This window comes from Rhizobium sp. Root1204, assembly GCF_001424965.1.
Lineage (GTDB): Bacteria > Pseudomonadota > Alphaproteobacteria > Rhizobiales > Rhizobiaceae > Pararhizobium.
The window spans coordinates 88,343-113,296 of record NZ_LMCZ01000018.1 but is presented as its reverse complement, the minus strand read 5'-3'; the positions used below and the strand labels follow the sequence as shown (position 1 = coordinate 113,296).

At 59.7% G+C, this 24,954-nt stretch carries 27 protein-coding genes and 1 pseudogene; 10 read left to right on the top strand and 18 right to left on the bottom strand.

Annotated features, from left to right (window positions below; all coding sequences use genetic code 11):
• Positions 1-180: 180 nt before the first annotated feature.
• Positions 181-1,341, bottom strand: a complete 1,161-nt coding sequence (locus ASC96_RS17255) for an IS30 family transposase (RefSeq protein ID WP_060504374.1) — start codon at positions 1,339-1,341, stop codon at positions 181-183.
• A gap of 147 nt (positions 1,342-1,488) precedes the next feature.
• Here ASC96_RS17255 and ASC96_RS17250 point away from each other — a divergent pair, with 147 nt between their 5' ends.
• On the top strand, positions 1,489-2,025 hold the full coding sequence (locus tag ASC96_RS17250) for a GNAT family N-acetyltransferase (RefSeq protein ID WP_060504373.1): 537 nt from the start codon (positions 1,489-1,491) through the stop codon (positions 2,023-2,025).
• Here ASC96_RS17250 and arsK read toward each other — a convergent pair.
• From arsK to ASC96_RS17225, 5 genes are read right to left on the bottom strand one after another with little or no spacing between them, the layout of a single operon-like run.
• A complete protein-coding gene (arsK, locus tag ASC96_RS17245) occupies positions 1,976-3,190 on the bottom strand; it encodes an arsenite efflux MFS transporter ArsK (protein WP_060504372.1) in 1,215 nt (404 codons plus the stop codon). The genes ASC96_RS17250 and arsK overlap by 50 nt on opposite strands.
• A 4-nt stretch (positions 3,191-3,194) precedes the next feature.
• The gene (gene arsC / locus ASC96_RS17240; RefSeq protein ID WP_060504371.1) at positions 3,195-3,626 is read right to left on the bottom strand and encodes an arsenate reductase (glutaredoxin); all 432 of its coding nucleotides are present in this window, start codon (positions 3,624-3,626) and stop codon (positions 3,195-3,197) included.
• Positions 3,623-4,324: an MIP/aquaporin family protein gene (locus tag ASC96_RS17235; protein ID WP_060504370.1), complete on the bottom strand. Its 702-nt coding sequence runs from the start codon at positions 4,322-4,324 to the stop codon at positions 3,623-3,625. Before ASC96_RS17235 ends, arsC begins: the two co-directional genes overlap by 4 nt.
• Positions 4,321-4,755 (bottom strand): arsenic resistance N-acetyltransferase ArsN2, encoded by a 435-nt coding sequence (gene arsN2, locus ASC96_RS17230; protein ID WP_060504369.1) that lies wholly within the window; start codon positions 4,753-4,755, stop codon positions 4,321-4,323. The genes ASC96_RS17235 and arsN2 overlap by 4 nt, the downstream gene beginning before the upstream one ends.
• The gene (locus ASC96_RS17225; RefSeq protein WP_060504368.1) at positions 4,755-5,108 is read right to left on the bottom strand and encodes a metalloregulator ArsR/SmtB family transcription factor; all 354 of its coding nucleotides are present in this window, start codon (positions 5,106-5,108) and stop codon (positions 4,755-4,757) included. The genes arsN2 and ASC96_RS17225 overlap by 1 nt, the downstream gene beginning before the upstream one ends.
• A 42-nt stretch (positions 5,109-5,150) precedes the next feature.
• On the opposite strand from ASC96_RS17225, the gene ASC96_RS17220 reads away from it, so the two are divergent.
• Positions 5,151-5,675 (top strand): DUF6428 family protein, encoded by a 525-nt coding sequence (locus tag ASC96_RS17220; RefSeq protein WP_060504367.1) that lies wholly within the window; start codon positions 5,151-5,153, stop codon positions 5,673-5,675.
• Positions 5,676-6,726: 1,051 nt separating this feature from the next.
• Here ASC96_RS17220 and ASC96_RS17210 read toward each other — a convergent pair.
• Complete coding sequence (locus ASC96_RS17210) at positions 6,727-8,091, bottom strand: MFS transporter (RefSeq protein ID WP_060504365.1); 1,365 nt, start codon at positions 8,089-8,091, stop codon at positions 6,727-6,729.
• A gap of 306 nt (positions 8,092-8,397) precedes the next feature.
• Between ASC96_RS17210 and cyoA the strand changes: the two genes are divergently transcribed.
• The 5 genes from cyoA (at position 8,398) to ASC96_RS17185 (ending at position 13,362) form a co-directional block, all read left to right on the top strand.
• Positions 8,398-9,552, top strand: a complete 1,155-nt coding sequence (cyoA, locus tag ASC96_RS17205; RefSeq protein ID WP_060504364.1) for a ubiquinol oxidase subunit II — start codon at positions 8,398-8,400, stop codon at positions 9,550-9,552.
• 30 nt (positions 9,553-9,582) lie between these two features.
• Positions 9,583-11,583: a cytochrome o ubiquinol oxidase subunit I gene (gene cyoB / locus ASC96_RS17200; RefSeq protein WP_060504363.1), complete on the top strand. Its 2,001-nt coding sequence runs from the start codon at positions 9,583-9,585 to the stop codon at positions 11,581-11,583.
• Position 11,584: 1 nt separating this feature from the next.
• Positions 11,585-12,208 (top strand): cytochrome o ubiquinol oxidase subunit III, encoded by a 624-nt coding sequence (gene cyoC / locus ASC96_RS17195; protein WP_060504362.1) that lies wholly within the window; start codon positions 11,585-11,587, stop codon positions 12,206-12,208.
• On the top strand, positions 12,205-12,606 hold the full coding sequence (gene cyoD / locus ASC96_RS17190; RefSeq protein ID WP_060504361.1) for a cytochrome o ubiquinol oxidase subunit IV: 402 nt from the start codon (positions 12,205-12,207) through the stop codon (positions 12,604-12,606). Before cyoC ends, cyoD begins: the two co-directional genes overlap by 4 nt.
• Before the next feature lie 78 nt (positions 12,607-12,684).
• Positions 12,685-13,362, top strand: a complete 678-nt coding sequence (locus ASC96_RS17185; RefSeq protein WP_060504380.1) for an SURF1 family protein — start codon at positions 12,685-12,687, stop codon at positions 13,360-13,362.
• Between the two features lie 67 nt (positions 13,363-13,429).
• Here ASC96_RS17185 and ASC96_RS17180 read toward each other — a convergent pair whose 3' ends face one another.
• Positions 13,430-13,822, bottom strand: a complete 393-nt coding sequence (locus ASC96_RS17180; protein WP_060504360.1) for a DUF305 domain-containing protein — start codon at positions 13,820-13,822, stop codon at positions 13,430-13,432.
• Positions 13,823-13,836: 14 nt separating this feature from the next.
• On the bottom strand, positions 13,837-14,031 hold the full coding sequence (locus ASC96_RS17175) for a heavy-metal-associated domain-containing protein (protein WP_060504359.1): 195 nt from the start codon (positions 14,029-14,031) through the stop codon (positions 13,837-13,839).
• A gap of 162 nt (positions 14,032-14,193) precedes the next feature.
• Between ASC96_RS17175 and ASC96_RS17170 the strand changes: the two genes are divergently transcribed.
• Both ASC96_RS17170 and cueR read left to right on the top strand, forming a co-directional pair.
• Positions 14,194-16,695, top strand: a complete 2,502-nt coding sequence (locus ASC96_RS17170; protein WP_060504358.1) for a heavy metal translocating P-type ATPase — start codon at positions 14,194-14,196, stop codon at positions 16,693-16,695.
• 62 nt (positions 16,696-16,757) lie between these two features.
• Positions 16,758-17,207: a Cu(I)-responsive transcriptional regulator gene (gene cueR, locus ASC96_RS17165; protein ID WP_060504357.1), complete on the top strand. Its 450-nt coding sequence runs from the start codon at positions 16,758-16,760 to the stop codon at positions 17,205-17,207.
• Between the two features lie 76 nt (positions 17,208-17,283).
• Here the strand turns inward: cueR and ASC96_RS34400 are convergent, their stop codons facing one another.
• The 5 genes and pseudogenes from ASC96_RS34400 to ASC96_RS17145 form a co-directional block, all read right to left on the bottom strand.
• Entirely contained in the window at positions 17,284-17,580 is a 297-nt protein-coding gene (locus ASC96_RS34400) for a S8 family serine peptidase (protein WP_348270811.1), read from the bottom strand.
• Entirely contained in the window at positions 17,469-18,029 is a 561-nt protein-coding gene (locus ASC96_RS17160; RefSeq protein ID WP_348270810.1) for a S8 family serine peptidase, read from the bottom strand. Before ASC96_RS17160 ends, ASC96_RS34400 begins: the two co-directional genes overlap by 112 nt.
• A gap of 335 nt (positions 18,030-18,364) precedes the next feature.
• A complete protein-coding gene (vapC, locus tag ASC96_RS17155) occupies positions 18,365-18,766 on the bottom strand; it encodes a tRNA(fMet)-specific endonuclease VapC (protein WP_060504356.1) in 402 nt (133 codons plus the stop codon).
• A complete protein-coding gene (vapB, locus tag ASC96_RS17150; RefSeq protein WP_060504355.1) occupies positions 18,766-18,996 on the bottom strand; it encodes a type II toxin-antitoxin system VapB family antitoxin in 231 nt (76 codons plus the stop codon). The genes vapC and vapB overlap by 1 nt, the downstream gene beginning before the upstream one ends.
• A 195-nt stretch (positions 18,997-19,191) precedes the next feature.
• Positions 19,192-19,941, bottom strand: a pseudogene (locus tag ASC96_RS17145) (IS6 family transposase).
• Positions 19,942-20,063: 122 nt separating this feature from the next.
• On the opposite strand from ASC96_RS17145, the gene ASC96_RS17140 reads away from it, so the two are divergent.
• Positions 20,064-20,735: a phenylalanine--tRNA ligase beta subunit-related protein gene (locus ASC96_RS17140; RefSeq protein ID WP_060504379.1), complete on the top strand. Its 672-nt coding sequence runs from the start codon at positions 20,064-20,066 to the stop codon at positions 20,733-20,735.
• Between the two features lie 233 nt (positions 20,736-20,968).
• On the opposite strand, the gene ASC96_RS17135 is transcribed toward ASC96_RS17140, so the two are convergent.
• The 4 genes from ASC96_RS17135 to ASC96_RS17120 all read right to left on the bottom strand — a co-directional run bounded on the left by ASC96_RS17135 (position 20,969) and on the right by ASC96_RS17120 (position 24,947).
• Positions 20,969-21,595 (bottom strand): dual specificity protein phosphatase, encoded by a 627-nt coding sequence (locus ASC96_RS17135; protein WP_060504354.1) that lies wholly within the window; start codon positions 21,593-21,595, stop codon positions 20,969-20,971.
• Between the two features lie 60 nt (positions 21,596-21,655).
• Positions 21,656-22,498, bottom strand: a complete 843-nt coding sequence (locus ASC96_RS17130) for an inositol monophosphatase family protein (protein WP_244482121.1) — start codon at positions 22,496-22,498, stop codon at positions 21,656-21,658.
• A 134-nt stretch (positions 22,499-22,632) separates the two neighbouring features.
• The gene (locus ASC96_RS17125) at positions 22,633-23,733 is read right to left on the bottom strand and encodes an ABC transporter substrate-binding protein (RefSeq protein WP_060504352.1); all 1,101 of its coding nucleotides are present in this window, start codon (positions 23,731-23,733) and stop codon (positions 22,633-22,635) included.
• Positions 23,734-23,807: 74 nt separating this feature from the next.
• Entirely contained in the window at positions 23,808-24,947 is a 1,140-nt protein-coding gene (locus tag ASC96_RS17120; RefSeq protein ID WP_060504351.1) for an ABC transporter substrate-binding protein, read from the bottom strand.
• Positions 24,948-24,954 lie beyond the last annotated feature (7 nt).

The following is a 24,954-nucleotide window of genomic DNA, read 5'->3' as shown; positions in this document are numbered from 1 at the left end:
ATCTGAAATCCCCATAACCATCGCCATAGCCTGTGGCCCGCGGGTTCCTTCCTCGGGGACTTTCGTACGCCTGCCGGCGCCCGAAACTCTTCACGTCTCCAGACGGTCCGCTTATCGAAAAAGATCGACAAAAGCGGCCGAACCGCTGAGCCTCGCCGACTTCCGTTATCGACAGTGGGTTCAATTGATCGCCGCAACACACTCTGCAAATCTTTCGGCTGGCGTCTGATAAAGCAAGGTCTTTCTTGGACGCTCGTTGAGCTGCCTAGCGATTGCACTGAGTTTGGCTTGGCTGTGCACGGACAGGTCGGTGCCGCGCGGGAGATACTGGCGTAGCAATCGATTGGTATTCTCATTCGAACCGCGCTGCCAAGGAGATCGAGGATCGCAGAAGTAAATCTCAATGTCGGTGGCCATTGCCAGTCGCTGGTGATCTGCCAGTTCCTTGCCTCGATCCCAGGTTAGCGATTGATAGAGTTCGCCAGGGAGTTTCTGCGTATGTCGAATAAGGGCTGAGACTACGCTTTCTGTATCTTTATTGGCGACCTTAATCAGCATGACATATCGGGAGTGGCGCTCGACCAGTGTCGCTATGTAGCTGTTCTTCGACCCACCGATAAGATCACCCTCCCAATGACCTGGAATTGCGCGGTCTTCGACAGATGCAGGTCTCTCGCTTATGGAAATCGCATCCGTTATCTGGCCCAACCCACTCCGCTTCATGGTAGCGTGCCGGGAACGGCGGATGGTCCGGCTTGCTCTAAGGTGTTCTAGCAGCTCCTTTTTCAACACCCCACGCGCCTGAATGTACAGGCTGCGATAGATCGTTTCGTGCGACACCTGTCTAAGTGGCTCCCCTGGGTAAGTGCGCTTGAGCCAGCCAGCAATCTGCTCTGGCGACCACTTCCGCTGCAGCTTGGCAGATACTGTGCGGGCCAGCGACGCATTGCAAGCCAGCTTGCACGGCTTGGGGCGCATTGACCGATCCCAGGCGGCTTGATCGGAACGTGCTGCCCGATAGCAATCCAGCCCGCCGTTGCGACGGATTTCGCGGCTGATCGTTGAGGGAGATCGACCTAATGCGCATGCAATAGATCGTAACGAAGATCGCGTACTCAGCCCTCGGGAGATCTCCTCACGCTCATGCAGGCTGAGTGCCCTCCGCGCCCGACGCCGCTCGGCTGGGCGTATGCCACCGGTGGGCGAAATCACCGAAAATACGGATGAAGAGCCTCGATCAATAAGACGTCCGATCGATTTCATTGACTCGCCGGCCTGCCATCGGTCCCAAATCTCCGATCGCTGAGCAGCAGAAAGATACATGCGGGGTCTGCGCTTCATGTCCACACTCCTCTTTGAGAAAAGAATAGTATGTTGCGCTCACCCCGTGAGCCCACCACCCAAACCGGTCATCGCTGATCTGCCAAGTCTTCATTTTGTGACGGGATCATGCGACCACTTTGGCCGCCGTGCTGGAGGCGGCCAAGAATGTCCACGATAGAGATCGACATCCTCGATTCCGACAAGGCCACTGAGCAACTTCCTCGGTTCTCCGACATCCTCGTTGATAGCGTCGAAGGGGGCGCACTCATCGGTCACGTCATCCCGGTGAACATCGCCGCCGTGGCTTCCTATTGGGAGGATGTCATCGCGTCGGTCGGAGCGGGGGAGCGCCTTCTGATCTGCGCGTCCGTTGAAGGCCAAATCGCGGGAACGGTCCAGCTCTATCTGTCGCCGGAGCCGAACGCGCCGCATCGCGGCGAGGTCTACAAGCTGCTCGTCCACCGCGAGTTCAGGACCCGTGGTATCGGCGAGGCGCTGATGCTTGCCGTTGAGGCCGAGGCACGAAAGCAAGCCCGCACGCTGCTTCTTCTCGACACCGTGAAGGGTGGCGCAGGCGAGCGCCTCTACCGCCGTCTTGGCTGGCAGGAGATCGGTGTCGTACCGAAGCACTTCGTCGATCCTTGGGGCGAGTTCAAGTCGTCGGTCTATATGATGCGCTTCCTCGATCTCTCGACATCCTGAGCGCGAACGGGATGACGACGAAGGCGGCCAGGCCGACGATGCCCACCGCGGCGACTATCCAGAGGGACGGGACGACCCCTGTCGACGCCAACGAGGCAGACATCGCGAACGGAGCGACGGATGCGGGCACCTGCTTGGCGAAGGTCGACCATCCGATCAGTTTGCCGTAGCCCTTCCGACCGAACAGTTCCAGTGGCAGCGTGCCGCCGACGATGCTCGTCAGACCTGAGCCGAGGCCTGCGCAGAGGGCGAACAGCACCGCTCCACCGAACCATGGCGTGGTCCAAAGAAGGATCGCAAGGCCAACGGGGAGAAGGGCGGCGGCGATCACTGCGAGCCAGGCCTGGGAGAGCTCCCGCCCGAATATCAGGTTGATCAATCGGCTGGCCACCTGCGCCGGACCGAACAGCGTTGCCACGAGCAGTCCCGACGCTCCGAGTCCCAGCGCCTGCGTCAACGGCACCAACTGCGCCAACACGGCCGACAGCGCGTAGCCCTCGATCGCGAACCCGGCCAACATCAAAGCCATCAGAAGCGTGTTCCCGTGCGGCGGTGCTTCATCCATAGTCGTTGGCCCTCGTGGAACGCCCGAAGTGGGGACAGTCAACCGGGATAGCGCCCAATGGAGGGGGAAGCACAGCGCGAGGTTGGCGACGGCGAACGCCATGAAGATTTCCCGCCACGACATGAAAGTGTGCAGCCACGCGGTCAACGGCCAGAACAGCGTCGAAGCGAATCCCGCGATGAGCGTCAGATGGACGATCGACGTCTTGGCCGCACTCCCTCCAGCCTGGACGATCGCCGTAAACGCCGTCGCATAAAGAACGGTAGCCGCTACCGCCTGCATGGCGATCAGAGCGAGCGCGAAGGTTATCGGCCCCGGCGATAGGGCGGCGAGGACGAAGGTCAGCGCGACAGCCGCCGATCCAGCAGCCATCATGCGTCCGGCTCCGAAACGATCCGCCAGACGGCCTGCGGGCGGTGCGAAGAAGCTGCCCACGAGGAGAGACACGGAGAAGGCCCCGAACACCCAAGTGTCGGACTTCCCCAGATCGCGGGCCATGTCGGCCGCGAGGATGCTGAAGGCGTAGTAGACGGTGCCGTAGCCAATGATCTGTGTCGCGCCCAGGCCGATCAGCGCCCAGAGGGGAAGACGCCTCTCCATGTCCTCATGCGACCCGCTTACCGAGGGCGTCAAGAACGCGCTCGCCGTCTTCCTTGACGAACTCCAAAGTGAACATCTCAGCCGGGATGATGTCGAGGACTACCTCGGAGGGTCGCGCCAGCCGCGTGCCCATCGGGGTCACGACAAGGGGACGGTTGATCAGAATCGGGTGCTCCAGCATCGCGTCCAGCAACTGGTCGTCGGTGAGCGCCTGATCGTCGAGTCCGAGGTCGGCATAGGGCGTTCCCTTTTCTCGGATCGCCTCGCGCACCGTCAGTCCGGCCTCGGTGATCATCTTCGACAGCCCGATCTTGGTCGGCGGCGTCTTTAGATACTCGACCACGGTCGGCTCGATCCCGGCATGGCGGATCAGCGCCAGCGTGTTGCGGGAGGTCCCGCATTCGGGGTTGTGATAGATCGTGACGGGGAAGGTCATTCGGCACCTTTGGGAGTGGTGGTTTTCGGAAGGCTTGACGGTCCGGCAAGTAGCCATCCGGCGACGGCGGCCGCCAGAAGCGCACCGACGGCCTCGGAGGCGATGAAGCCGGGAAGGTCGAGCGGGCGGATGCCCGAGAAGGTGTCGGTAAATGACCGGGCGATGGCGACCGCGGGATTGGCAAAGGACGTCGACGCCGTGGCCCAATAGGCCGCTGTGATGTTGAGGCCGACGAGCCACGGAATGGCATCGGAACGGAACCGCAGACTGCAGAGGATGGTGAATAGGAGGCCGAAGGTGGCGACGATCTCTGCGATCCATTGGCCCGTTCCCGCGCGCACGGTCTGCGACACCTGCAAGATCGGAAGATCGAACATGGCATGCGCGATCCACGTGCCGGCGATACCACCAATCACCTGTGCGAGGACGTAGAACAGCGTGTCCCGCGAACTGATCTCGCGCCTTACGGCGAAGACCATGGTGACGACCGGATTGAAATGCGCGCCGGATATCGGACCGAGCAGGGTGATCAGGACGACGAGGATCGCCCCCGTCGGGATAGTGTTACCGAGGAGCGAGACAGCGGCGTCGTCCGACAGCCTGTCGGCCATGATGCCCGATCCGACCACGGTGGCGACGAGGAGCGCCGTGCCGAGGGTCTCCGCAAAGAGGCGGCGCTTGAGCTCGAAGGTTGTCACGCGGTCAGGCCCTTCACCATAAGGACGGCCGACGCCGGGCAGATGGATGCCGCCTGCCGGGTCCGCAGGATTGCCTCGGGCGCGGCCGCTCGGTCGATGCGGGCGAAGCCGAGGCTCTCAAAGAATGGAGCCGCCGATGTCGTCAGCAGATAGGCCCGGACGGCACCGCAGCGGCGGGCGCGTTCGAGGACATCCATCGTGATCGTCTTCCCGAGGCCCTGGCCACGGTAATCGGGATTGACCGCGATGGAGCGGAGGAGGATGTCGCTGCCAGCGGTTTCGAAGCCGCCAGAGCCGCAGACCGATCCGCCCGCGCTTGCAAGGAAGAACATGCGCCCGGAATCTTCCAGGTCGTCAGTGGGTAGGCCAGCGCCCTCCAACAGCGCCTTGAGGGCGAGATCGCGGCCGCGAGCTGGTTGGATGTCGATCATCAGACCTTCTCCGCGATCTCGGGCGCGCAACACACCTTGGATGCTCCCACGGGCGCGCAAATCTCCGGATGCCCGGCGCAGCAGTCCTCCATCAGGAAACGCACCAGTTCGCCGAGCGCGTCGTAGCTCGCCGTGTAGATGATCGAGCGGGAGGCGCGTTGCTGCCTGACGAGGCCTGCCTGCTCGAGCGCCTTGAGGTGGAAGCTGACATTGGTGGCGGAGACACCGACCTTCTCGGCGACCGATCCAGCGGCCATGCCTTCTGGCCCGGCTATGACGAGGGCACGAACGATCCGAAGGCGGGTTTCTTGCGACAGTGCGCCGAATGAAAGGAGGGCTTGACGTTCTTCCATATTTCAACAATCCTAAAAATGTCAAAATAAGGAGTAGCGCAGATGACGATATCAGACAATACCCTTTCGTCGCCAGATGACATCGATCTCGGTTTCCTGCTCGGGGTGCTGGACGCCAACCCTGATGCACCGCTCGTCTTCAGCTACGATGGCAACGACATCCGCGGCGGATATCACATTACCGAAGTCAAGGCCGGGCACTTCTCCGCGCTCGACTGCGGGGCGAACCCGGAAGCCTGGTCGGAGATATTCGTGCAGCTCTGGGATATCGACGAGGATGCCCGCACCCATATGGCAGCGCGCAAGTTCGCTTCGATCGTCCGGAAGGTTTCGGAGCATGTCGCGCTCGACGGGGCGGCCAAACTGACCTTCGAAGTGTCCGACGGCGTCGCTCCGATGCAGCTCCACAAGGCTTCTTCGCCAGTGCTCCGCGACGGCATCCTCCATGTCGACCTCGGACCTCGCCCGGCGAGCTGCAAGCCCCGCGATCGGTGGTTAGCCGAGAGCGTGAAACAGGCTTCGGCGTGTTGCGGGCCGTCGCCGTCCGGAGCCAAGTGCTGCGCCTGACGATGACCGCAATTGGCGCATCAGCGACGTGAGGTGCTGGCTCAATTCCGTATCGGGCGTCGAAGCCTTGCTTGACAATGTCTGCTGTTAGGAAGGCACCCAAGCGAGCTGAACGGCTAATTTGAAGGCGCAAAGCTGCCGGGCGCTCTGTGGCTGCCTCACCGCAAACTTGAGGCCCGAAAGCGGAAATTATTGCCGTTAGACCGTCTAGTTGACTGATGCCCAAAGCCAGGGCACAAAGGTGGCATCCACGGTCGCTCGCGATTGGAAAACAGAGGGAATTTCAAGGCTTTTGAACTAAGCTATTGAGATAATGTGAGAATCCAGGTTCCCCAGCCAAACTTTCATCGTTGTTCAATAGCTTCGCTGAATGCCGCCGGAATCGGGAACACCCCACAACGGCTCCATGTTGGCGATAACAAGCTTCCTACAGCGGGAAGCCGATTCCTTTTTTCTTCCGGCGAAGTGTTTTGCTGACAGCGCCTACCGGGGCAATCATTTCGGAGGTGCGGTATGCGCCGTGGAACACCGCGCTTCGTCGCGACCGGAATAGGGACGTGACGAAGCCGAAACACGCGCATGCCGTGAGACCTTTGACCAACCGATCCACCGAATTCGAGGCCGGATGGAGAGGATCTCCGGCACCTGGAAACGAAGGTACGACCTTCGCTGAATGCGATGGCGGGAAGATGCAAAGGCCGGCGCTCAAATTCATCTCACCGCCATCGCCTACAATACAATGGTCATCGCCATGGCTGGAGAGCGGGCAAGAACACCACGAGAGCTTCACAAACCACAGCCAGTTCGTCGGCGCCGGTGTCTTTGCGAAATTTGCCTTGGACGCCAAAAAGAGAAAACAAATCAACGCAAAATGCTCCCTGCGCAAAGGTCTCATAAGACGGCAGGGTATGGGTCGGACGAGAGCCTCAATTATCCTACGATATTCTCGTCCGACGATGCTTTGGATCAAGAGCGTTTAGGCCAGCGTGTTGGCGTCAACGCAATTCTTGTCAAGCGTTAGCCCAGAGATCGGAAATCCGACTCTGCCGCATCATCTAGCATTCGAAGACGCGTCTGATTTCGCGTCGGGTTCGCCGCTCAAATCCAGCGCCCGGGTGACGCTCAGCGCGATGATCGTGCAGATCGCGCCGGAGATCAGATAACCGCCAATGAAGATGATCCCGAAATTGCTGGCGAGGCCAAGCGCAACGAGTGGCGCAAAGCCTGCGCCAATCAGCCATGCGAGATCGGAGGTCAGCGCCGCACCAGTATAGCGGTAATACTGGCCAAAGCGCGACGAAACGGCGCCGGAGGCCTGGCCGAAGGACAGCCCCAGAATGCCAAAGCCGATGATGATGAAGGCATCCTGCCCCGTGCGGCCTGCATCCAGCAGGAACGGTGCCGAGAACGAGAAGATGGCGATGATGATCGCGCCAATCATCAGCTGATTGCGGCGTCCGATACGGTCGGCAATGACGCCGGACAGGACAATGCCGATGAGGCCGACGGCCGCACCCGCTACTTGTACCCAGAGGAACTGTGCCGCCGACTGTCCGCCGAACAGCGTGACCCAGCTCAGCGGGAAGATCGTGACGAGGTGGAACATCGCAAAACTCGCCAGCGGCGCGAAGGCTCCGAGCACAACGTCAGACGCGTGCTTGCTCAGCATCTCGAAAACCGGCCGCGCCTGCAGCTCGTTGTTTTCCAGTGCCGAGCCGAACTCCTGGCTGGCAACGATGCGCAGGCGGGCAAACAGCGCCACGACGTTGATGGCGAAGGCGACGAAGAACGGATAACGCCATCCCCAGGACAGAAAGTCCGCGTCGGGCAGATTGGTCACGAAATAACCGAAGAGCGTGCTTGCAAGCGCAAACCCGATGGGTGCGCCGAGCTGCGGGATCATGGCGTACCAGCCGCGGCGATGCGACGGCGCGTTGAGGTTGAGCAGCGACGCGAGACCATCCCAGGCCCCGCCGAGCGCGAACCCCTGGCCCAGCCGGAACAGCGCCAGAAGTGCGACCGACCAGTATCCGACGGTTTCATAGCCCGGCAGGAACGCGATGGAGGCCGTGGAGCCGCCGAGAATGAAAAGGGCAATGGTGAGCTTGGTGCCACGTCCGTAATTGCGATCGATCCACATGAAGACGAAGGAACCGACCGGGCGCGCCAGGAACGCCAGCGAGAACACCGCAAAAGACATCATCGTTGCCGCAACCGGATTGGGCGCAAACGAAAAAACCAGCCGCGGAAAGACCAGAACGGAGGCAAGGCCGTAGACGAAGAAGTCGAAAAATTCCGACATGCGGCCGATAATCACACCCAAGGCGATACTGCCGGCAGAAAGCGGCTTGTCACCGTGCATTCGCCGGGCGTCTTGTTCGAGCCCTGATGACGATGGATTTCCAGCCACGCCCATAATTTTTTCTCCTCGCAGGATTGCGATTTCAGCACAATGTGAACCCTGGCCGGGCTTTGATCAAGAATATGGTGCAAAACCGTTGCGGTCCATCCTATAAACGATTGTACCATTCAGGAAATGCAACAGACGCTTTGACCTCAACCAAAGACCGTCTATACCTTAGCCCAGCCAGACATTCGACTTCGATCGCAGCCACACTTTTTGCAACGCGACAAATTGCTGCACTGCGACGAACCACCTCATTCCGTCATCCGAGGTGCTTCGTTAGTGCGGACCAGACGAACGCAAAAACTCGAGCCCGCTATGTCAAAATGGAAATCCGCCAGCCGCTTTCTCGCCCTGTTGCCCCTCTTGGCTTTGGCCGGGTGCAACATGGTTGTCATGGCCCCGTCCGGCGATATCGCCATGCAGCAGCGGGACCTTATCATCATCTCGACGGTGCTGATGCTTTTGATCATTGTGCCCGTGCTGTTCCTGATCGTGTTTTTCGCCTGGAGGTACCGCGGCTCCAACACCAGCGCCACCTACGCCCCCGAATGGCATCATTCGACGGCGCTGGAAGTGGTTATCTGGTCTGCGCCTCTCGCCATCATCGTCGCGCTCGGCGCGATCACCTGGATCAGCACACACAAGCTTGACCCTTATCGCCCGCTGGACCGGATCGACGCGGAACGCGCCCTTCCTGCCGATGTAAAGCCGATCACCGTCGAAGTGGTCGCGCTGGACTGGAAATGGCTGTTCTTCTATCCGGAATACGACATAGCCACAGTCAACGAGATGGCGGCGCCCGTTGATGTGCCGATCAATTTCAAGATCACGGCATCCTCGGTGATGAACTCGTTCTACGTGCCTGCTCTTGCCGGCATGATCTACGCCATGCCGGGCATGCAGACGCGCCTTCATGCCGTCATCAACAAGGAAGGCGAATATGAAGGCCTCTCCGCCAACTATTCCGGCGACGGCTTCTCTCATATGCGCTTCAAGTTCCATGGCCTGCAACAGGAAGGCTTCGACCAGTGGGTTGCACGGGTCAAGGCGCAGGGCACGGCGCTGAACCGCGACACCTATCTGAAGCTCGAAAAGCCGAGCGCCAAGGAACCAGTGCGTTACTACGCCACCGTTGCTGACGGGCTCTACGACGCGGTCCTCAACATGTGCACACATCCCGGCAAGATGTGCATGAGCGAGATGATGCATATCGACATGATGGGGGGCGCCGGTGTCGAGAGCCATGAAAACCGGGCTCGCCTCGAATACGATACCCGCCACAGCACCGAACAGGCACCGGCTGCCACGTTCCCCGCAACCGGCAACCCGGCACGCAGCGAGCAGCCGGCAGAGGGTGTGGATGAGCAGCCGATGAACCACGACACGCATCAGGGCCACTCCATGCCCGAAAACGATCAGAACAGCCCTGCTCCGGCGCAACTGAATACCAACAGCACGACGCAGCCGTGAGGCCGCGCCCGCGACATTTTGGACAAAACAATGTTCGGCTATAATACCTTGACGGAATTCATCTTTGGGCGGCTGACCTTGGAGGCCATCCCCTATCACGAGCCTATTCTCGTCGTGACGTTCCTTGGCGTGGCACTTGGCGGTATCGCGGTTCTCGCCCTCATCACCAAGTTCAAGCTCTGGGGCTACCTGTGGACGGAATGGTTTACCAGCGTCGATCACAAGAAGATCGGCATCATGTACATCATCCTGGCGATCATCATGCTGCTGCGCGGCTTTGCCGATGCGATCATGATGCGGGTCCAGCAGGCGATCGCCTTCAACGGCAATGAGGGCTATCTCAATCCGCATCATTATGACCAGATTTTCACCGCCCACGGCGTGATCATGATCTTCTTCGTGGCAATGCCGTTCGTCACGGGTTTCATGAACTATGTCGTGCCGCTGCAGATCGGCGCGCGCGACGTGTCGTTCCCGTTCCTCAACAACTTCTCCTTCTGGATGACCACCGCTGGCGCGATCATCATCATGATGTCGCTTTTCGTCGGCGAGTTCGCCCGCACGGGCTGGCTTGCCTATCCGCCATTGTCTGGCTCAGATTACAGTCCGGGCGTCGGGGTCGACTATTATATTTGGGGGCTTCAGGTCGCCGGCGTAGGAACGACATTGTCCGGGATCAACCTGATCGCCACCATCGTCAAGATGCGCGCGCCAGGCATGACCTTCATGAAGATGCCGGTCTTTACCTGGACCGCGCTCTGCACCAACATCCTGATCGTCGCCACGTTCCCGGTCCTGACCGCAACGCTCGCTCTGCTGACCCTCGACCGTTACGCCGGTACGAACTTCTTCACGAACGACCTCGGCGGCAATCCGATGATGTATATCAACCTCATCTGGATCTGGGGTCACCCGGAAGTCTACATCCTCGTGCTACCGGCCTTCGGCATTTTCTCCGAAGTGGTGGCAACCTTCAGTGGCAAGCGCCTCTTCGGTTATGCCTCGATGGTCTACGCGACCTGCGTGATCATGATCCTCTCCTACCTCGTGTGGCTGCACCACTTCTTCACGATGGGTTCGGGCGCTTCGGTGAATGCCTTCTTCGGTATTACCACGATGATCATCTCGATCCCGACTGGAGCCAAAATATTCAACTGGCTTTTCACCATGTATCGCGGCCGCATTCGCTACGAATTGCCGATGTACTGGACGATCGGCTTCATGATCACCTTCGTCATCGGCGGCATGACCGGTGTTCTGCTTGCCGTTCCGCCAGCGGACTTCGTCCTGCACAACTCGCTGTTCCTCATCGCCCATTTCCACAACGTCATCATCGGCGGCGTGCTGTTCGGGTTGATGGCGGGCATCGTCTATTGGTGGCCAAAGGCCTTCGGTTACAAGCTTGACCGGTTCTGGGGCCTGATGAGCTTCTGGTTCTGGCAGATCGGCTTCTTCTTTGCCTTCATGCCGCTCTACGTGCTCGGCCTGATGGGCGTGACGCGGCGCGTCTCGCAATTCGAAGATCCCTCGTTGCAGATCTGGTTCATCATCGCGGCCTTCGGTGCTGTCCTCATCGCGCTCGGCATTGCTTCCTTCGTCATCCAGCTTGTCGTCAGCTTCCTGCGCCGTGACCAGCTGGCTTGCGGCAGCGATCCCTGGGATGGCCGCACGCTCGAATGGTCGACGTCATCGCCGCCGCCGGAGTACAATTTCGCCTTCACGCCGGTGGTTCACGATCATGACAGCTGGTACGACATGAAGAACCGCGGCTATGAGCGTCCGCTCACCGGATTCAAGCGGATCCACATGCCGAAGAGCACGGGCACCGGCCTCATTCTGTCCGCCATCAGCATTGCGTTTGCCTTTGCTATGATCTGGTACATGTGGTGGCTGGCCATCCTTTCCTTCGTCGCTCTCGTCGCTGTCGCGATCGGACATACGTTCAACTACAACCGCGACTTCTACATCCCGGCGGAAACCGTTACGTCGACGGAAGATGCGCGCACGAAACTGCTCGCGGAGCGGACCTGACATGGCACACGACATTCAAACGCAAGCGGGCGAGAAGCCGGTCTTCTACCTGACCGAAGATCATCATCCGGAAAGCAGCACCAATCTGGGCTTCTGGCTCTACCTGATGAGCGACTGCCTGATCTTCGCCGTGCTGTTTGCCACCCACGGCGTGCTCGGCCGCAACTATGCGGCCGGTCCATCGCCAGCTGACCTCTTTGATCTGCCGCTGGTAGCGATCAATACGGCAATGCTCTTGTTCTCTTCCATCACCTATGGCTTCGCGATGTTGCAGATGGAGCGGAACGCCAAGGCTGAAACGCTGTTCTGGCTCGCCATCACCGGCCTGTTCGGTCTGGCCTTCCTCGGCCTCGAACTCTACGAGTTTGCCCATTTGATCAACGAAGGCGCCGGCCCGACGCGCAGTGCGTTCCTGTCGTCCTTCTTCACTCTGGTCGGTACCCACGGCCTGCACGTCACCTTCGGCATCATCTGGCTGGTCACCTTGATGGTTCAGGTCTCCAAGCGCGGTCTGATTCCGGAAAACCGCCGCCGGCTGATGTGCCTGTCGATGTTCTGGCACTTCCTTGACGTCATCTGGATCGGCGTCTTCTCCTTTGTCTATCTAATGGGAGTCCTCGGATGAGCTCACACCCGCACGCCCCCGCGCATGAAAATGCCGCCGACGCTCACCACGGCCATGGTCACGAGGCAGGGCATGGTTCACTGAAGGGCTATATGATTGGTTTCGGGCTTTCCGTCATCCTGACGGCCGTTCCGTTCATTCTCGTCATGGCCGGGACCTTCGACAGCAGGTTGCTGACGGCTTTCCTCGTGATGGCGCTTGCCGTCGTCCAGATCATCGTCCACATGGTCTATTTCCTGCACATGAGCCCGCGCTCAGAGGGCGGCTGGACGATGATGGCGCTGATCTTCACGCTTGTCATCGTCGGCATTACGCTCGCCGGCTCACTCTGGGTCATGCATCATCTCAATGCGAACATGATGCCGATGTCGCCGGAGATGATGAAGAATATGCCCTGACGGGTGGTCACGGTGGCCGCAGAACATCCCGCGACCACGGGCAACCCGCGCCGCGCCCGGCTGGTTTTCGTCAGCGTCATGCTGGTGCTGACAACTGCCTTCCTCGCGCTCGGTACCTGGCAGGTCCAGCGGTTGTTCTGGAAGCTTGACCTCATTGCCCGCGTGGAAGCCCGTATCCACGCGGCTCCCGATCCGGCGCCGGCGGTGGCGGATTGGGGGACGATCAGCACGGAAAAAGACGAATACCGGCACGTTACCGTGACCGGCCTCTTCGAGCATGACAAATCGGTCCTTGTTCAGGCCGTGACCGAGCGCGGCGCCGGATTCTGGCTGCTGACGCCCCTGCATCTTTCGGATGCGTCGACGATTCTCGTCAATCGTGGTTTTTTGCCGAGCGGACAAAGTGATTCCACGTCACGCGTCGCAAGCGAGATCGCGGCCGGACCTGTCGCAGTCACCGGCCTGCTGCGCATAAGCGAACCCGGCGGCGCTTTTCTGCGCTTAAACGACCCGGGCAATGACCGCTGGTATTCCCGTGACGTTGCTGCCATCGCGCTCGCTAAAGGCCTTGGCCCCTCCGTCGCGCCCTATTTTATCGACGCAGATGCGACCCCCAATCCCGGCGGATTGCCAGTCGGTGGGCTGACGGTGATCAACTTCCGCAACAGCCATCTCGTCTATGCGATCACCTGGTATGGCCTTGCCATCATGACCGTGGCTGCGACCATTGCCCTTCGCCGCCGACGGCTTATCTGATCTGGAGCGTTGATGGCTAGTGGACAGGACCGGAAGGCAAGGGCTCCAAAGAGCCGCCCTCCGGCTATCAGTGGCCTTGTGCGGCAAGCCATGCCCTCATCATTGCAATCTCGCCTTCCTGAGCTTTGATCACCTCCTCGGCGAGTTGGCGGACCTGCGGGTCCTTGCCGTGCTCAAGCACGATTTTTGCCATGTCGATCGCGCCCTGATGGTGCGGGATCATGCCCCGCATGAAGTCGATGTCGGCATCGCCGCTGAACTCGACCATCATGGCCTTATGCATGCGATCGTTGGCGGCTATGTAGGCCTTCGTGGAAGGACTGCCGGATGCTGGCATCTCCATTCCTGTCATGTCGTGTTCTTGCATCGGATTGTTCTTGTTCATTTGGCTCTGTGCTGTCGCCAGACCCGCGCTGATCGCGAGCGAGCCTGCGATGAAAATCGGAGTGAGCTTGTTCATGCAAACGCTCCTGTTCAGTTCGCGGTTGCCGGATAGCCGGCATCATCGAGAACCTTTTGAACAACAACCGCGCTCGCAGTCGTTTCGACCCTGACGATGCGCGCGGCGGGATTGGTCTCGATCACCGCGTTGGGATCGACGGACTGGATCGCCTTGGTGACGGATCTGGCGCAGCCACCGCAGGTCATGTTCTCGATTTTCAGTTCCACTGGAATTCTCCTTGCTTGGGTCCTATGACGCTGAAGGTGGGGCTTCCAACCATGGGAAGGTCAAGTGGTGCGGAAAAGAAAAATCTGCTATTGACCTTCCCATGGTTGGAAGCCCCATCTTCCGTCCGAACCTGAATTTCGGAACGAGAAAAGGAGGCGGCTATGAATGCCCCCGTTCGACCAACAGACTTATCTGGAGCGACATCGCTACCCATCGAGGGCATGACTTGCGCGTCCTGCGTCGGCCGTATTGGAAGAGCATTGAAAGACGTGCCTGGCGTCGACACCGTTTCAGTCAACCTGGCAACGGAACGGGCGAGCATCACGACAAAATCGGCTGTTGCCCGTGAAAAACTTGTCGCTGCAGTCGAAAACGCCGGATACTCCGTGCCGGTCAAATCCGCCGCTTCCGTCGGTCCCACAGAGTTGTCGATTGATGGCATGACCTGCGCATCCTGCGTTGGCCGCGTCGAGCGCGCACTGAAGGCAGTCCCCGGCGTGACGGAAGCAGTTGTCAATCTGGCGACAGAACGCGTAACGATCCACGGAACAGCCGGTACTGCTGCCCTGATTACCGCGATTGGGGATGCCGGTTACGATGCAAGGGTAATCGGTGCTGCCGCCAATGACGTTGAGGACGAGAATGCCGAACGTGCCGAAAAGAAGGACGCAGAGCGCCGCGAGCTAACCCGAGACTTCACCATTGCGGCCGTGCTGACAGCGCCGATCTTTCTCATTGAGATGGGGTCGCACCTCATTCCGGGCGTGCATGGCATTATCGAAGCGACGATTGGCATGCAGTGGAGCTGGTACATCCAGTTTGCGCTGACAACGCTCGTCCTCTTCATTCCGGGCATCCGGTTTTATGACAAGGGATTGCCGGCGCTCTGGCGTCTTGCCCCGGACATGAACTCGCTTGTGGCGGTCGGCTCGCTTGCCGCCTACGGGTATTCGCTGGTCGCGACCTTCGCCCCCGGCTTCCTGCCGCCCGGCACGATCAACCTCTATTTTGAAGCAGCGGCAGTCATCGTGACGCTTATTCTGCTTGGCCGTCTGCTCGAGGCTCGCGCCAAGGGCCGGACATCCGAAGCGATCAAGCGCCTGGCCGGCCTTCAGGCCAAGACGGCACGCGTTCGCCGGGACGGCAAGACGATCGATCTGCCGATCGGTTCGGTCGTTTATGGCGATATCGTCGAGGTTCGTCCCGGCGAGCGCCTGCCCGTCGATGGCGACTTGGTCGAAGGCGCCAGCTATGTCGACGAGTCGATGATCACAGGCGAACCGATCCCGGTTTCGAAATCGGTGGGTAGCGAGGTTGTCGGTGGCACGGTCAACCAGAAGAGCGCGTTCTCGTTCCGGGCAACGGCGGTCGGCGGCAATACGGTACTGTCGCAAATCATCCGTATGGTGGAAGAGGCCCAGGGCTCCAAGCTGCCGATCCAGGCGCTGGTCGACAAAGTCACCATGTGGTTCGTGCCGGCGGTCTTTGCGGTCGCGGCGCTGACCTTTGCCGCCTGGCTCACCTTTGGCCCGTCGCCCGCACTCACTTTCGCGCTGGTCAATGCTGTGGCCGTGCTGATCATCGCTTGCCCGTGTGCCATGGGTCTGGCGACACCGACCTCCATCATGGTGGGTACCGGCCGGGGTGCCGAACTCGGCGTGCTCTTCCGCAAGGGGGAAGCGCTCCAGTTGCTGAAGGACGCCAAGGTCGTGGCGCTCGACAAGACTGGCACGCTGACCGAAGGCAAGCCGGCCCTGACCGATCTGGAGCTGGCTGATGGCTTCGACCGCCGGGCTGTCCTCAGTCTAGTCGCCGCTGTCGAGGCCAAGTCGGAACATCCGATTGCCAGTGCGATCGTCGATGCGGCCGCTGCGGAAGGCATTTCGCTGTCCGCCGTGTCGGACTTTGAATCGGTGACGGGTTTCGGCGTCAAGGCCGTGGTCGAAGGCAAGCGTGTCGAGATCGGTGCGGACCGCTACATGGTCGAGCTTGGCCATGATGTGGCAGCGTTCTCCAAGGTTGCCGGGCGTCTGGGCGATGAGGGCAAGTCGCCGCTTTATACCGCGATCGACGGCAAGCTCGCAGCGATCATCGCCGTGGCTGACCCGGTCAAGACGACCACGCCTGCGGCCATCAACGCGCTGCATGCTCTTGGTCTCAAAGTCGCGATGATCACCGGCGACAACGCCCGCACAGCCTGGGCCATCGCTGCCCGGCTGGGGATCGACGAGGTGGTGGCGGAAGTGCTGCCGGACGGCAAGGTCGATGCGGTTCGCCATCTCCGGGCCAAGTACGGCAAGGTTGCCTTCGTTGGCGACGGCATCAATGATGCCCCCGCACTGGCCGAAGCGGATGTAGGCCTTGCCATCGGCTCGGGTACGGATATCGCCATCGAGGCGGCGGATGTCGTCCTGATGTCGGGCAGCCTGCAAGGTGTGCCCAACGCGATTGCGCTGTCAAAGGCGACGATCGGCAATATCCGCCAGAACCTGTTCTGGGCGTTTGCCTACAACACGGCTTTGATCCCGGTTGCGGCAGGCGCTCTCTATCCAGCCTACGGCATTTTGCTGTCGCCGGTCTTTGCCGCCGGCGCCATGGCACTGTCGAGTGTGTTCGTGCTCGGCAATGCGCTGCGGCTACGCACGTTCAAAATGGTAAGCTGACAAACCACAGCAGCCGGCCCTCTATACGGGGCGGCTGCTGTTCCATTTTAGGGAGAATACAGATGAACATCGGACAGGCATCAAAGGCATCGGGCGTTTCGGCCAAGATGATCCGTTACTACGAGCAAACCGGCCTCATTCCGGCTGCAGACCGGAAGCTGTCCGGCTACCGCGATTATTCCGACACCGATGTCCATATGCTGCGTTTCATCCGCCGCGCACGTGATCTTGGTTTTTCCGTTGCCGAGATCAGCGACCTTCTGGGTCTTTGGCGCGACGAGACCCGCCAGAGCGCTGAGGTCAAACGGCTGGCACAAGGCCACATCGATGAACTGAAAAACAAGATCAAGGGGCTGCAGGACATGGCCCATACGCTGACAACCCTGGTCAACGCCTGCCACGGCGACCACCGCCCCCACTGCCCAATCCTGCAAAGCCTCGAAAGCGGTCAGAAGGATGAAGACCTGTCGATCCAGCCCCGCTCTGGCGCTGTCGCGCGCCTGTCGCAATAAAGAATGACCTGGGTGCTGTGCCGCGTCTCGGAAAGTACCAGTGCTACGCTCCGGCGCAAGCGTCAGCGGCCTGAATTTATAGTTCCGACGGCTTGATGCCGCTTCCACCGTCGCAAAGCCTGCTTGCGTTGAAAAGCCCCCATCCGAACACCGGGTCCTTGCCGGGCTTCCCGATGTCATCGGTAAATTGCCTTATTCTTACCTCCAGCTTCTCAGGCGACATATCCGGCTCGCTGGCAATCAGCACCGAGACCGCCGCCGTTACGAAGGCGGCCGCGAAGGATGTGCCGGTCTTTTGCCGCGCGCCGGAAACGGACGCGGCAGTCCAGACCCCGACGCCAGGAGCGGCAATATCAACATACTCGCCACGCATGGCGCGGCGGTAAGGGTTGCGCCCCTTGTCACGGCCGTCACGGCAATCACGTCGTCATAGGCTGCGGGGTAGACCGGCTTGGCGTTCGGCCCGTCATTGCCGCCGGCAGCCACGAGGATCATCCCGCGATCGGCCGCCGTTTTCACCGAGGTCTCAAGCACCGCGTTCGCCGGACCGGTCAAGCTCATGTTGACGACCTTGACGTCACGCTGAACGAGCAGATCCAGCGCACGAACCAGGTCGTAGATACTGGCGATATCCGCGGATTTTCCGAACCGTTGAAAGGCGTCGACGGCGATGAGTTCCGCTCCAGGCAACAGGCCCGGGACCCGGCTGTCTGACGCTCCGATCAAGAGGCCGGCGACGGCAGTACCATGCTGCGCGCCCGACTTCGTCTCTTCCCCTTCGCCAAGACGTATGACCTCCAGCTGCGTATTCGTCAGGCTCACGTGGCCGGCATTGATCGCCGTATCGATGAGGCCAATGCGAAGACCTGCCGGCCCGCGCCACCATCGGCGTCGCCGACCTGGGCGACCCTCGCCGGCTCATCGAAATCACCGCAGTCGCCGGCGTCAAGGAAAGCTGATCCTTTAGAAGCAGCCGAGACAGATGGCCGCCAGCATAGGCGGCCATCTGTTCAAAGCCACAACTATTTGCCGCTCGCCCCAACTGCCTGCCAAATCGAAGACCGGATTTTTAAGCTCTTGAACCTATATGAACCTGCGGCCCGGCAGTAGATGCCGACAGAGAGGCGTTATCCGGGGCTGTCGTGAAACGCTTGAGACTAGCTCGTCCAGTCTTCCACCCGTAATCCGGGAACGCGATCAAATTCCCTGCGATTATTAGTAACCACAATCAACCCCCGCGAGCGAGCGTGTCCCGCAATCAATTGATCATATGGACCGATTGGAGTTCCACTGCGCGCCAGTTCGGCTCGTAGTTGCCCCGTATGGCTTGCGGCGGGTTCATCGTACGATAACACTTCAAGACGCGCTGCGAAGCCCTCCACCACGGAAAGGTTCTTTTCAGGGCTGACTGACTTTTCCGCTCCGTAAATCAGCTCCATCAAACTAACCGAACTGATGCACAATTGATCATAGAAACGATTGAACGCCTCGCGCACCTGCTGCGGTCTATTTTTGATTGTGAAAATGCAAATGTTGGTGTCTAGCATGTACTTCAGCATTAAAATGCCTCGCGCTCCTGGGAGGAGGCCTGATCACGCTCGCTCATGAAGTCGGATGTAGCCGCCGCTCCTTCAAACCAGCTGTCCCAGACCTCGCCAGCAGGTGAGATAATGCGGGTGCGTCCGACGGCGACTATATCGACGCGCTTTACATGGTCAGGCAAAGCGACTGCCTTTGGAAGACGGATAGCTTGGCTTCGATTGCTCTGAAATACTGCACCCTGCTCCACCGACGTCCCTCCGGATTACATCTCCGACTATATAATATACATAACGCCTCACCTGGGATATGTCAATGGGATATACATCCGGCTGCGCCGCGAATTTTCGATACACGTTATAGCTCAGCGCCTTCGCCTTGAAGGGATATGAAGGCGATGTCACGTTGTTTCATCAACGCCCGGACAAGGCGTTTGACTGTTATCTCAGTCAGTTACACCGGTCACGGCTTTCCACTGTGCCATTGCGCGGATCCGATGAATGTGGGTGGTGAGAGCTGAGCTTTTTTGGCGCGGATAGACGAAAAGATTTCGGAGTGCTGAGAAGACCGAGACGAAACGTTGCAAGCCACCGACAGATCGAAATCCCTGCATCATTCGCTCCCGTTTTCGAAGTGGCACGTGAGAATTCTCTGCACGATTGTTCAGGCCCTTGTGCGAGCGATGTTCGACAGCGGGCATGACGGTCCGCCTTGCCGCTCCATATGAGCGCAGCTTGTCAGTGACGATCCGCTTCGGCGTCAGGCCTTGCTTCTTCAGCAGCCTGACCAGCAATCGCTTGGCAGCTTTGGTATCGCGGCGGGCTTGGACGATTTCGTCGAGAACGTAACCGTCCTCGTCAACGGCACGCCAAAGCCAATGTTTTGTGCCGCCGATGGAAATCACGACCTCGTCCAAATGCCAGATATCCTCGCGCGACGGTTTCTTTCTGCGTAGCTGCTTGGCGTAAACGGGGCCGATTTGCGGCCCCATCCCCGGATCGTTTCATACGACACGACCATAACGCGCTCTAACAGTATTTCCTCGACCAGCCGCAGGCTAAGAGGGAACCGGAAATACAGCCAGACCGCATGCGCGATGATCTGCCTCGGAAAGCGGTGGTTCTTGTAGCTGACGGTGGGATTGTTCATCCCAAACCATTATCCGCGAACCTTTAAGCCGCAGACAACGTGACATCGCCGTCGCCGTTCATCCGTCTTGAACGGGCGCGACGCTTTGGACGCTGCAATTTTGTTCAAGACTGGCGCGTCTTCGAGCTGCAATCACCGGAACTCCGCATGAAGAAAGGAACGCCCTTGATCACCTTCGGTTACTCCACCGCCATCAAACATCGATTTCCGGAGTTGGCCTCGCAGGCAATCCTTTTCGATGGCGTCACCACAGAGGCAGATGTCTCCGGGCCAGTGCGAGAGTTCACCCGCATCGCCAATGTCCGGCTCGAGGCAGGATCAGAGGGCGAATTCCCGGAAATCCAGGCATGGCGGCGTACATTCGCCAAGATGGGGTTGAAGCCGACACAATATAGGTGCGCCGCAGAAGCACTGCTTCGCCGGTTGCGAAAGGAACAAAACCTTCCCGCCATCCATCCCCTTGTCGATCTCTGCAATGCGATATCCGTCGCTTTCGCCATCCCCATCGCGCTCTTCGATACGGCAAGGGTGCACACTCACCTCGAAGTCCGCCAAGCCGAGGGAACCGAGGTCTATCAGACCTTCTCCGGAGAGACCGAGACGCCGGAAGCGGGTGAAGTGATTTTCGCAGACCATGCGGGCCATGCGCATGCACGCCGCTGGTCGAATCGTCAGAGCGGCCGCTCTATCATACGGCCGCAAACGGCATCGGTGCTGGTCGTCGCGGAGGCGCTTCACGATGGCGCGGCGGAGGACCTGATGCGGTTAAAGGCAGCGCTCGAACACGCCTTGCCAGTCGCCTGGCCGCTTGGCCGGATCACCAAGTTTCCGACAGCGTGAACATCGGATTTCAGGTCGTTAGGGCACCCTTGAAAACTGGGTTCTGGCGTCTGAGAACAACTCCAAAACAGCCATCGCCTGGCAAGGGCGATGGAAGAAAGTCAGAGGAATTCCGTCAATCAGCTGGCACGATCACCCGTCAGGGCGGCGATAAAACGCCGGCCCTTATTTGTCTTTCAGGATTTCTCCGAAGCTTCAGGATATTGCCTTTGGGCGCCAACGCCGGCGGCCTTTCACTGGGAAGTGTCAATCATGGTGACCCAGGCGGCTGCCCGGCGGGCGGCGTTGGCCAGAACGGGTTTAGGTGCCTTGTACCATTCGTTTTCCGGCAGGTCGCGCTTGAGGCGAACAAAGGCTATCGCATCGTCGAGCGTTGGGAATTCCTGTGGCACAGTCAGGTGCAGAAAGAGCGCAACAACGGCAACGGAGCGGGAGCGGCCGCCGCGGCAATTGATCAGTACGCTGCCGCGTTCGCGCCTCGGATAGGAGGGCTTTTCCGGGAGTACCTGCTCGAGTGCAGCGCGCAAGATATAATGGGCTGCGACCATCTGGGTTTCTGGATTGCCCTCGCCGTCGATCAGGCCGATCTTGAAATAGCGGATCTCGCCCGGCCCATAGACACTGCCCTCATGATCTGAGACGACCTGTGGCTGCTCAACGAAATTGAAGTCGAGATTGACGGCGCAATTGACAACCGTGGTGATGCCCCGGCTGCGCAGGAGATTGAGGTCGCTTGCCCCCTCCTTGCCGGAGATGAACAGATCGACGCCGTACAGCGGGTGGCGTTCGTAGATGAGGCTGAGTTTCGGCAGTTCTTGCGATTCCGGTTGTTGGGCGATATCCCGTTCCAGCTGTTGCATGTCATATCTCCGTCGGCGCCGATGCGGCTGCCTTTCAAGTCTCTGGTGTTTAGGGCCTGCTCAAGCGCGAGCCGCAATCTGGTCCCGCTGTGCCGCAGCCTTTGCGATCCGGCCTTCGGAAATGGAGCGGGCGACCCGTTCAAGTGTCTGATAGTTGGCCCCCTCCCCCGTTGCGATATAGCCGGGGCAAAGAAAGTCGGCGGAGCCTTCCGCCACCTTGCCAAGCGTCAATGGTTCGTAACGTCCGCCCGCGTTCCTGAGGATAAGTGTGGCCGCCGCCACATCCCAGGCATTGACGCCGAAGCCGGTGGCCGCATCCGTCCAGCCGGCGGCGACATGGGCGAGGCTGAGGGCTGCGCTTCCCGGCCGCCGCAATGTCGAGAAGGTCTCGACCAGCGCGCCGAGATTGGTGAGCGCCACCTCACGGCCATCAAGCCGAAAATCACGCGACACCGGATAGCCGGTGATCAGCGTGGCACGGGTCTCCTCAGGATTTGCGCAGGAACGCAATCTCTTCTCGTTGACATAGGATGCCTTGAGATCGGCAGCAAACATCAGGTCAGCGACCGGATCGTAGATCGCGCCGGCAACGACCTCACCGTCGATGACGGCTGCAATCGAAATGCACCAGAAGGCAAGGCCGCGGGCGAAATTTGCTGTCCCGTCGATAGGATCGACATACCACTGGATTTCGCCGGTGCCGATCTGACCACCTTCTTCGCCCATGATTGCCGAGTTGGGTTCATGCTCAAGGATAAAAGCCCGGATGGTCGCTTCGGCGCGCTTGTCGTGGATGGTGACGATGTCATGGAGATCGACCTTGTAGTCGACCGCCATATCCGAGCGGAACGCTTCAAGCAGCGGGTCGCGCACGGCAAGGGCTGCCGATTTCGCGATTTCCATCAAATGTATCGAGCGGGAAAGCGGCTCCCCGGTTACGGATTTCGGTTCGGTTGAGGAAGGGCTTGGCATCGGCATGTCCAGTCTGCTCGTTCGATAAAAGGGCCGGCGCGGTGGAGGACGCGCCGGCAAGGGGGTCACTTGGTGTAATTTACGCGCCAGAAATCCTGCCACTCTTCGCGGCGATCGAAATCGTCGAGGCCGGTGGATGAATCGTAGCCAAGCAGCTTGCCGGCGACCTTCATCAGGCCTGACGGCTCGTCGGCCGGCATCTTGATGTCAGTGCTGGTCGGCAGCTTGCCGTCCTTCATCTGTGGCGCGATGCCTTCTTCGGTCAGGATATAGTGGATGAAGAGCTTGGCGGTGTTAGGGCTCTTTGTCTTTGAAGCGATCAGGCCAAGCTTGATGTAGCTCCAGCCAACCCAGGGATCGAGATCAGTGCAGATGCCGAGCTTGTACCCCTTGTCCGCATTGTCGCGGAACTTGGCGGAGCTGAGCAGGCCAATGAAGGGCTCTTTCTGGCCGGCAACGCCAACGGCTTCGGCAACCGGATCGTCACCATCCGTTGCCAGCGGTGCGTTCTGTGCCAGCGCCTTGATCCAAGCCGCGGCCGCGCTCTTTTCGCTTGTTTCGAGGTCCTTGCCGAAATGCGCCTTGTAGGCTGCGGCCACCTTGTCGGTGCTGTGCGTTTCGAGCTGATTGAACCAGTCGGTGTAATTGCCTTTGGTCAGCGGGTCGACCATGGCGACCTTGCCCTTCCATTTCGGCTCGGTCAGTTCCCAGATATTGGAAACGGGGCATTTGTCGTAGGCTTCTGTATTATAGGCCCAGACATTGGCGTTGGTGGAGATCGCCAGCGGATTCTGGAACTGAGCCGGGATCTTCGAGGTCATGTTGCCGGGCAGGTAGTTCTCGACGAAGTTTTCCGGCAGCAGCTGCGCCAGTGCGGCTGGTGCGTCGGTGATCAGCACGACATCGCCCTGGACATTGTCCGCCTGGCTTTCGCGGATGATCATTTCCAGCTGGCTATTGGCCGAAACCTTCATGCCCGTCGCCTTCAGCCCGTATTTGGTGCTGAAATTCTCGGCCATCTCGACGATCTTGCCGGTGCTGTCATAGATATTGATCGGTTTTTCCTGCTTTGCCGCAGCAACAAGAGCATCGAGATCGAAGGCGTCGTCCGCCGCAGCCGGGCCAGTGGAAATCCCCGCCGTCAGAATGATGGCGATCGCCGTCATCGTCGCGTATGTGCTTTTTCTCATCGTTTCCCCTCCCAAGGAAAAGTGAAGGCAGGCTTGGACCTGCCTCCGGTTTACTTCTTGTAGTTCACGCGCCAGAAATCCTGCCAGCTCTCGCGCTTGTCGAGATCGTCTGCAGCGGTTGCGGCATCGAAGGCCATCAACTCGTCAAGATGCTTGCCAACGCCCGAAGCTTCGTTCGCCGGCAGGCCGATCTTGGAATTGCCGGAGATCTTCCCATCGATTGTCTGTGGCGCGATGCCCTCTTCGGTCATCAGGTAGCGCAAGAAAAGCTTTGCTGCGTTGGGGCTTTTCGTCTGGGCGGCCATCAGGCCAAACCCGGGATATAGAAAGCCGGAAAAGGGTTTTACGCCATCGCAAAGCCCGAGCTTCAGCCCCTTGGCCTCGTTGTCGCGATACTTCGCCGTTGACGTGATGACGAAGAATGGCTCTGCCTGTCCCGGTGCACCGGCGGCTTCCGCGACAGTGCTTGAATCCGAAAGCAGCGGTGCGTTCTCGGCAAAGGCCTTCACCCAGGCTGCTGTCGCACTCTTTTCGTCCGTCGCCAGCGCCTTGCCGTAGAGATCTTCGTACGCCTTGGACACATCCGCATCATGATGTGTTTCAATCTGGTTGAACCAATCCGCGTAGAGCGGCTTGTCGAAGAGGTCGAGCATGGCAAGCTTGCCCTTCCACTGCGGCTCCGTCAGCTGCCAGATGTTGGTGATCGGGCATTTGTCGTATTTCTCGGTGTTGTAGGTCCACACATGCGGATCGGAGACGACGACGAGCGGGCTACGCAGCTTTTCCGGAATGTCGGTTGCCAGGTCGCCAGGCGTCCAGCTGGTGGCGATGCCTTCCGGCAGAAGCTCACCCATGGCCGAAGCAACATCGGTTGCGACGCTGACATCACCGACGATGTTGCCGGCCTGATACTCGCGGATCATCAATTCGACCTGAGTCGCCTCGTTGACCTTCTTGCCACTGGCCTGCACGCCGTATTTGGCGGTGAAGGCCTCGGCCGTGTCGACGATCTTACCGGTCACGGCATAGACGGTGATCGGTGGTTCCTTCTTCGCTGCATCGATGAGGGCGTCGAGATTGAAAGCCTCGTCGGCATGCGCTGCGCCGCCGATCGCCGTTGCAAGAATGAGGGCCAGTGCGGAGGCGGCTGCACGCCGCCTCCGCTTGTTTGCCTGCATGGTTTGGGTCATGGTGACT

Bases quoted from the DNA above. Each gene is read 5' to 3' on its own strand.
- ASC96_RS17255 (WP_060504374.1), bottom strand. From the start codon at position 1,341: ATGAAGCGCAGACCCCGCATGTATCTTTCTGCTGCTCAGCGATCGGAG.
- ASC96_RS17250 (WP_060504373.1), top strand. From the start codon at position 1,489: ATGTCCACGATAGAGATCGACATCCTCGATTCCGACAAGGCCACTGAG.
- arsK (WP_060504372.1), bottom strand. From the start codon at position 3,190: ATGGAGAGGCGTCTTCCCCTCTGGGCGCTGATCGGCCTGGGCGCGACA.
- arsC (WP_060504371.1), bottom strand. From the start codon at position 3,626: ATGACCTTCCCCGTCACGATCTATCACAACCCCGAATGCGGGACCTCC.
- arsN2 (WP_060504369.1), bottom strand. From the start codon at position 4,755: ATGATCGACATCCAACCAGCTCGCGGCCGCGATCTCGCCCTCAAGGCG.
- ASC96_RS17225 (WP_060504368.1), bottom strand. From the start codon at position 5,108: ATGGAAGAACGTCAAGCCCTCCTTTCATTCGGCGCACTGTCGCAAGAA.
- ASC96_RS17220 (WP_060504367.1), top strand. From the start codon at position 5,151: ATGACGATATCAGACAATACCCTTTCGTCGCCAGATGACATCGATCTC.
- ASC96_RS17210 (WP_060504365.1), bottom strand. From the start codon at position 8,091: ATGGGCGTGGCTGGAAATCCATCGTCATCAGGGCTCGAACAAGACGCC.
- cyoA (WP_060504364.1), top strand. From the start codon at position 8,398: ATGTCAAAATGGAAATCCGCCAGCCGCTTTCTCGCCCTGTTGCCCCTC.
- cyoB (WP_060504363.1), top strand. From the start codon at position 9,583: ATGTTCGGCTATAATACCTTGACGGAATTCATCTTTGGGCGGCTGACC.
- cyoC (WP_060504362.1), top strand. From the start codon at position 11,585: ATGGCACACGACATTCAAACGCAAGCGGGCGAGAAGCCGGTCTTCTAC.
- cyoD (WP_060504361.1), top strand. From the start codon at position 12,205: ATGAGCTCACACCCGCACGCCCCCGCGCATGAAAATGCCGCCGACGCT.
- ASC96_RS17185 (WP_060504380.1), top strand. From the start codon at position 12,685: ATGCTGGTGCTGACAACTGCCTTCCTCGCGCTCGGTACCTGGCAGGTC.
- ASC96_RS17180 (WP_060504360.1), bottom strand. From the start codon at position 13,822: ATGAACAAGCTCACTCCGATTTTCATCGCAGGCTCGCTCGCGATCAGC.
- ASC96_RS17170 (WP_060504358.1), top strand. From the start codon at position 14,194: ATGAATGCCCCCGTTCGACCAACAGACTTATCTGGAGCGACATCGCTA.
- cueR (WP_060504357.1), top strand. From the start codon at position 16,758: ATGAACATCGGACAGGCATCAAAGGCATCGGGCGTTTCGGCCAAGATG.
- ASC96_RS34400 (WP_348270811.1), bottom strand. From the start codon at position 17,580: ATGCGTGGCGAGTATGTTGATATTGCCGCTCCTGGCGTCGGGGTCTGG.
- vapC (WP_060504356.1), bottom strand. From the start codon at position 18,766: ATGCTGAAGTACATGCTAGACACCAACATTTGCATTTTCACAATCAAA.
- ASC96_RS17135 (WP_060504354.1), bottom strand. From the start codon at position 21,595: ATGCAACAGCTGGAACGGGATATCGCCCAACAACCGGAATCGCAAGAA.
- ASC96_RS17130 (WP_244482121.1), bottom strand. From the start codon at position 22,498: ATGGAAATCGCGAAATCGGCAGCCCTTGCCGTGCGCGACCCGCTGCTT.
- ASC96_RS17125 (WP_060504352.1), bottom strand. From the start codon at position 23,733: ATGACGGCGATCGCCATCATTCTGACGGCGGGGATTTCCACTGGCCCG.
- ASC96_RS17120 (WP_060504351.1), bottom strand. From the start codon at position 24,947: ATGACCCAAACCATGCAGGCAAACAAGCGGAGGCGGCGTGCAGCCGCC.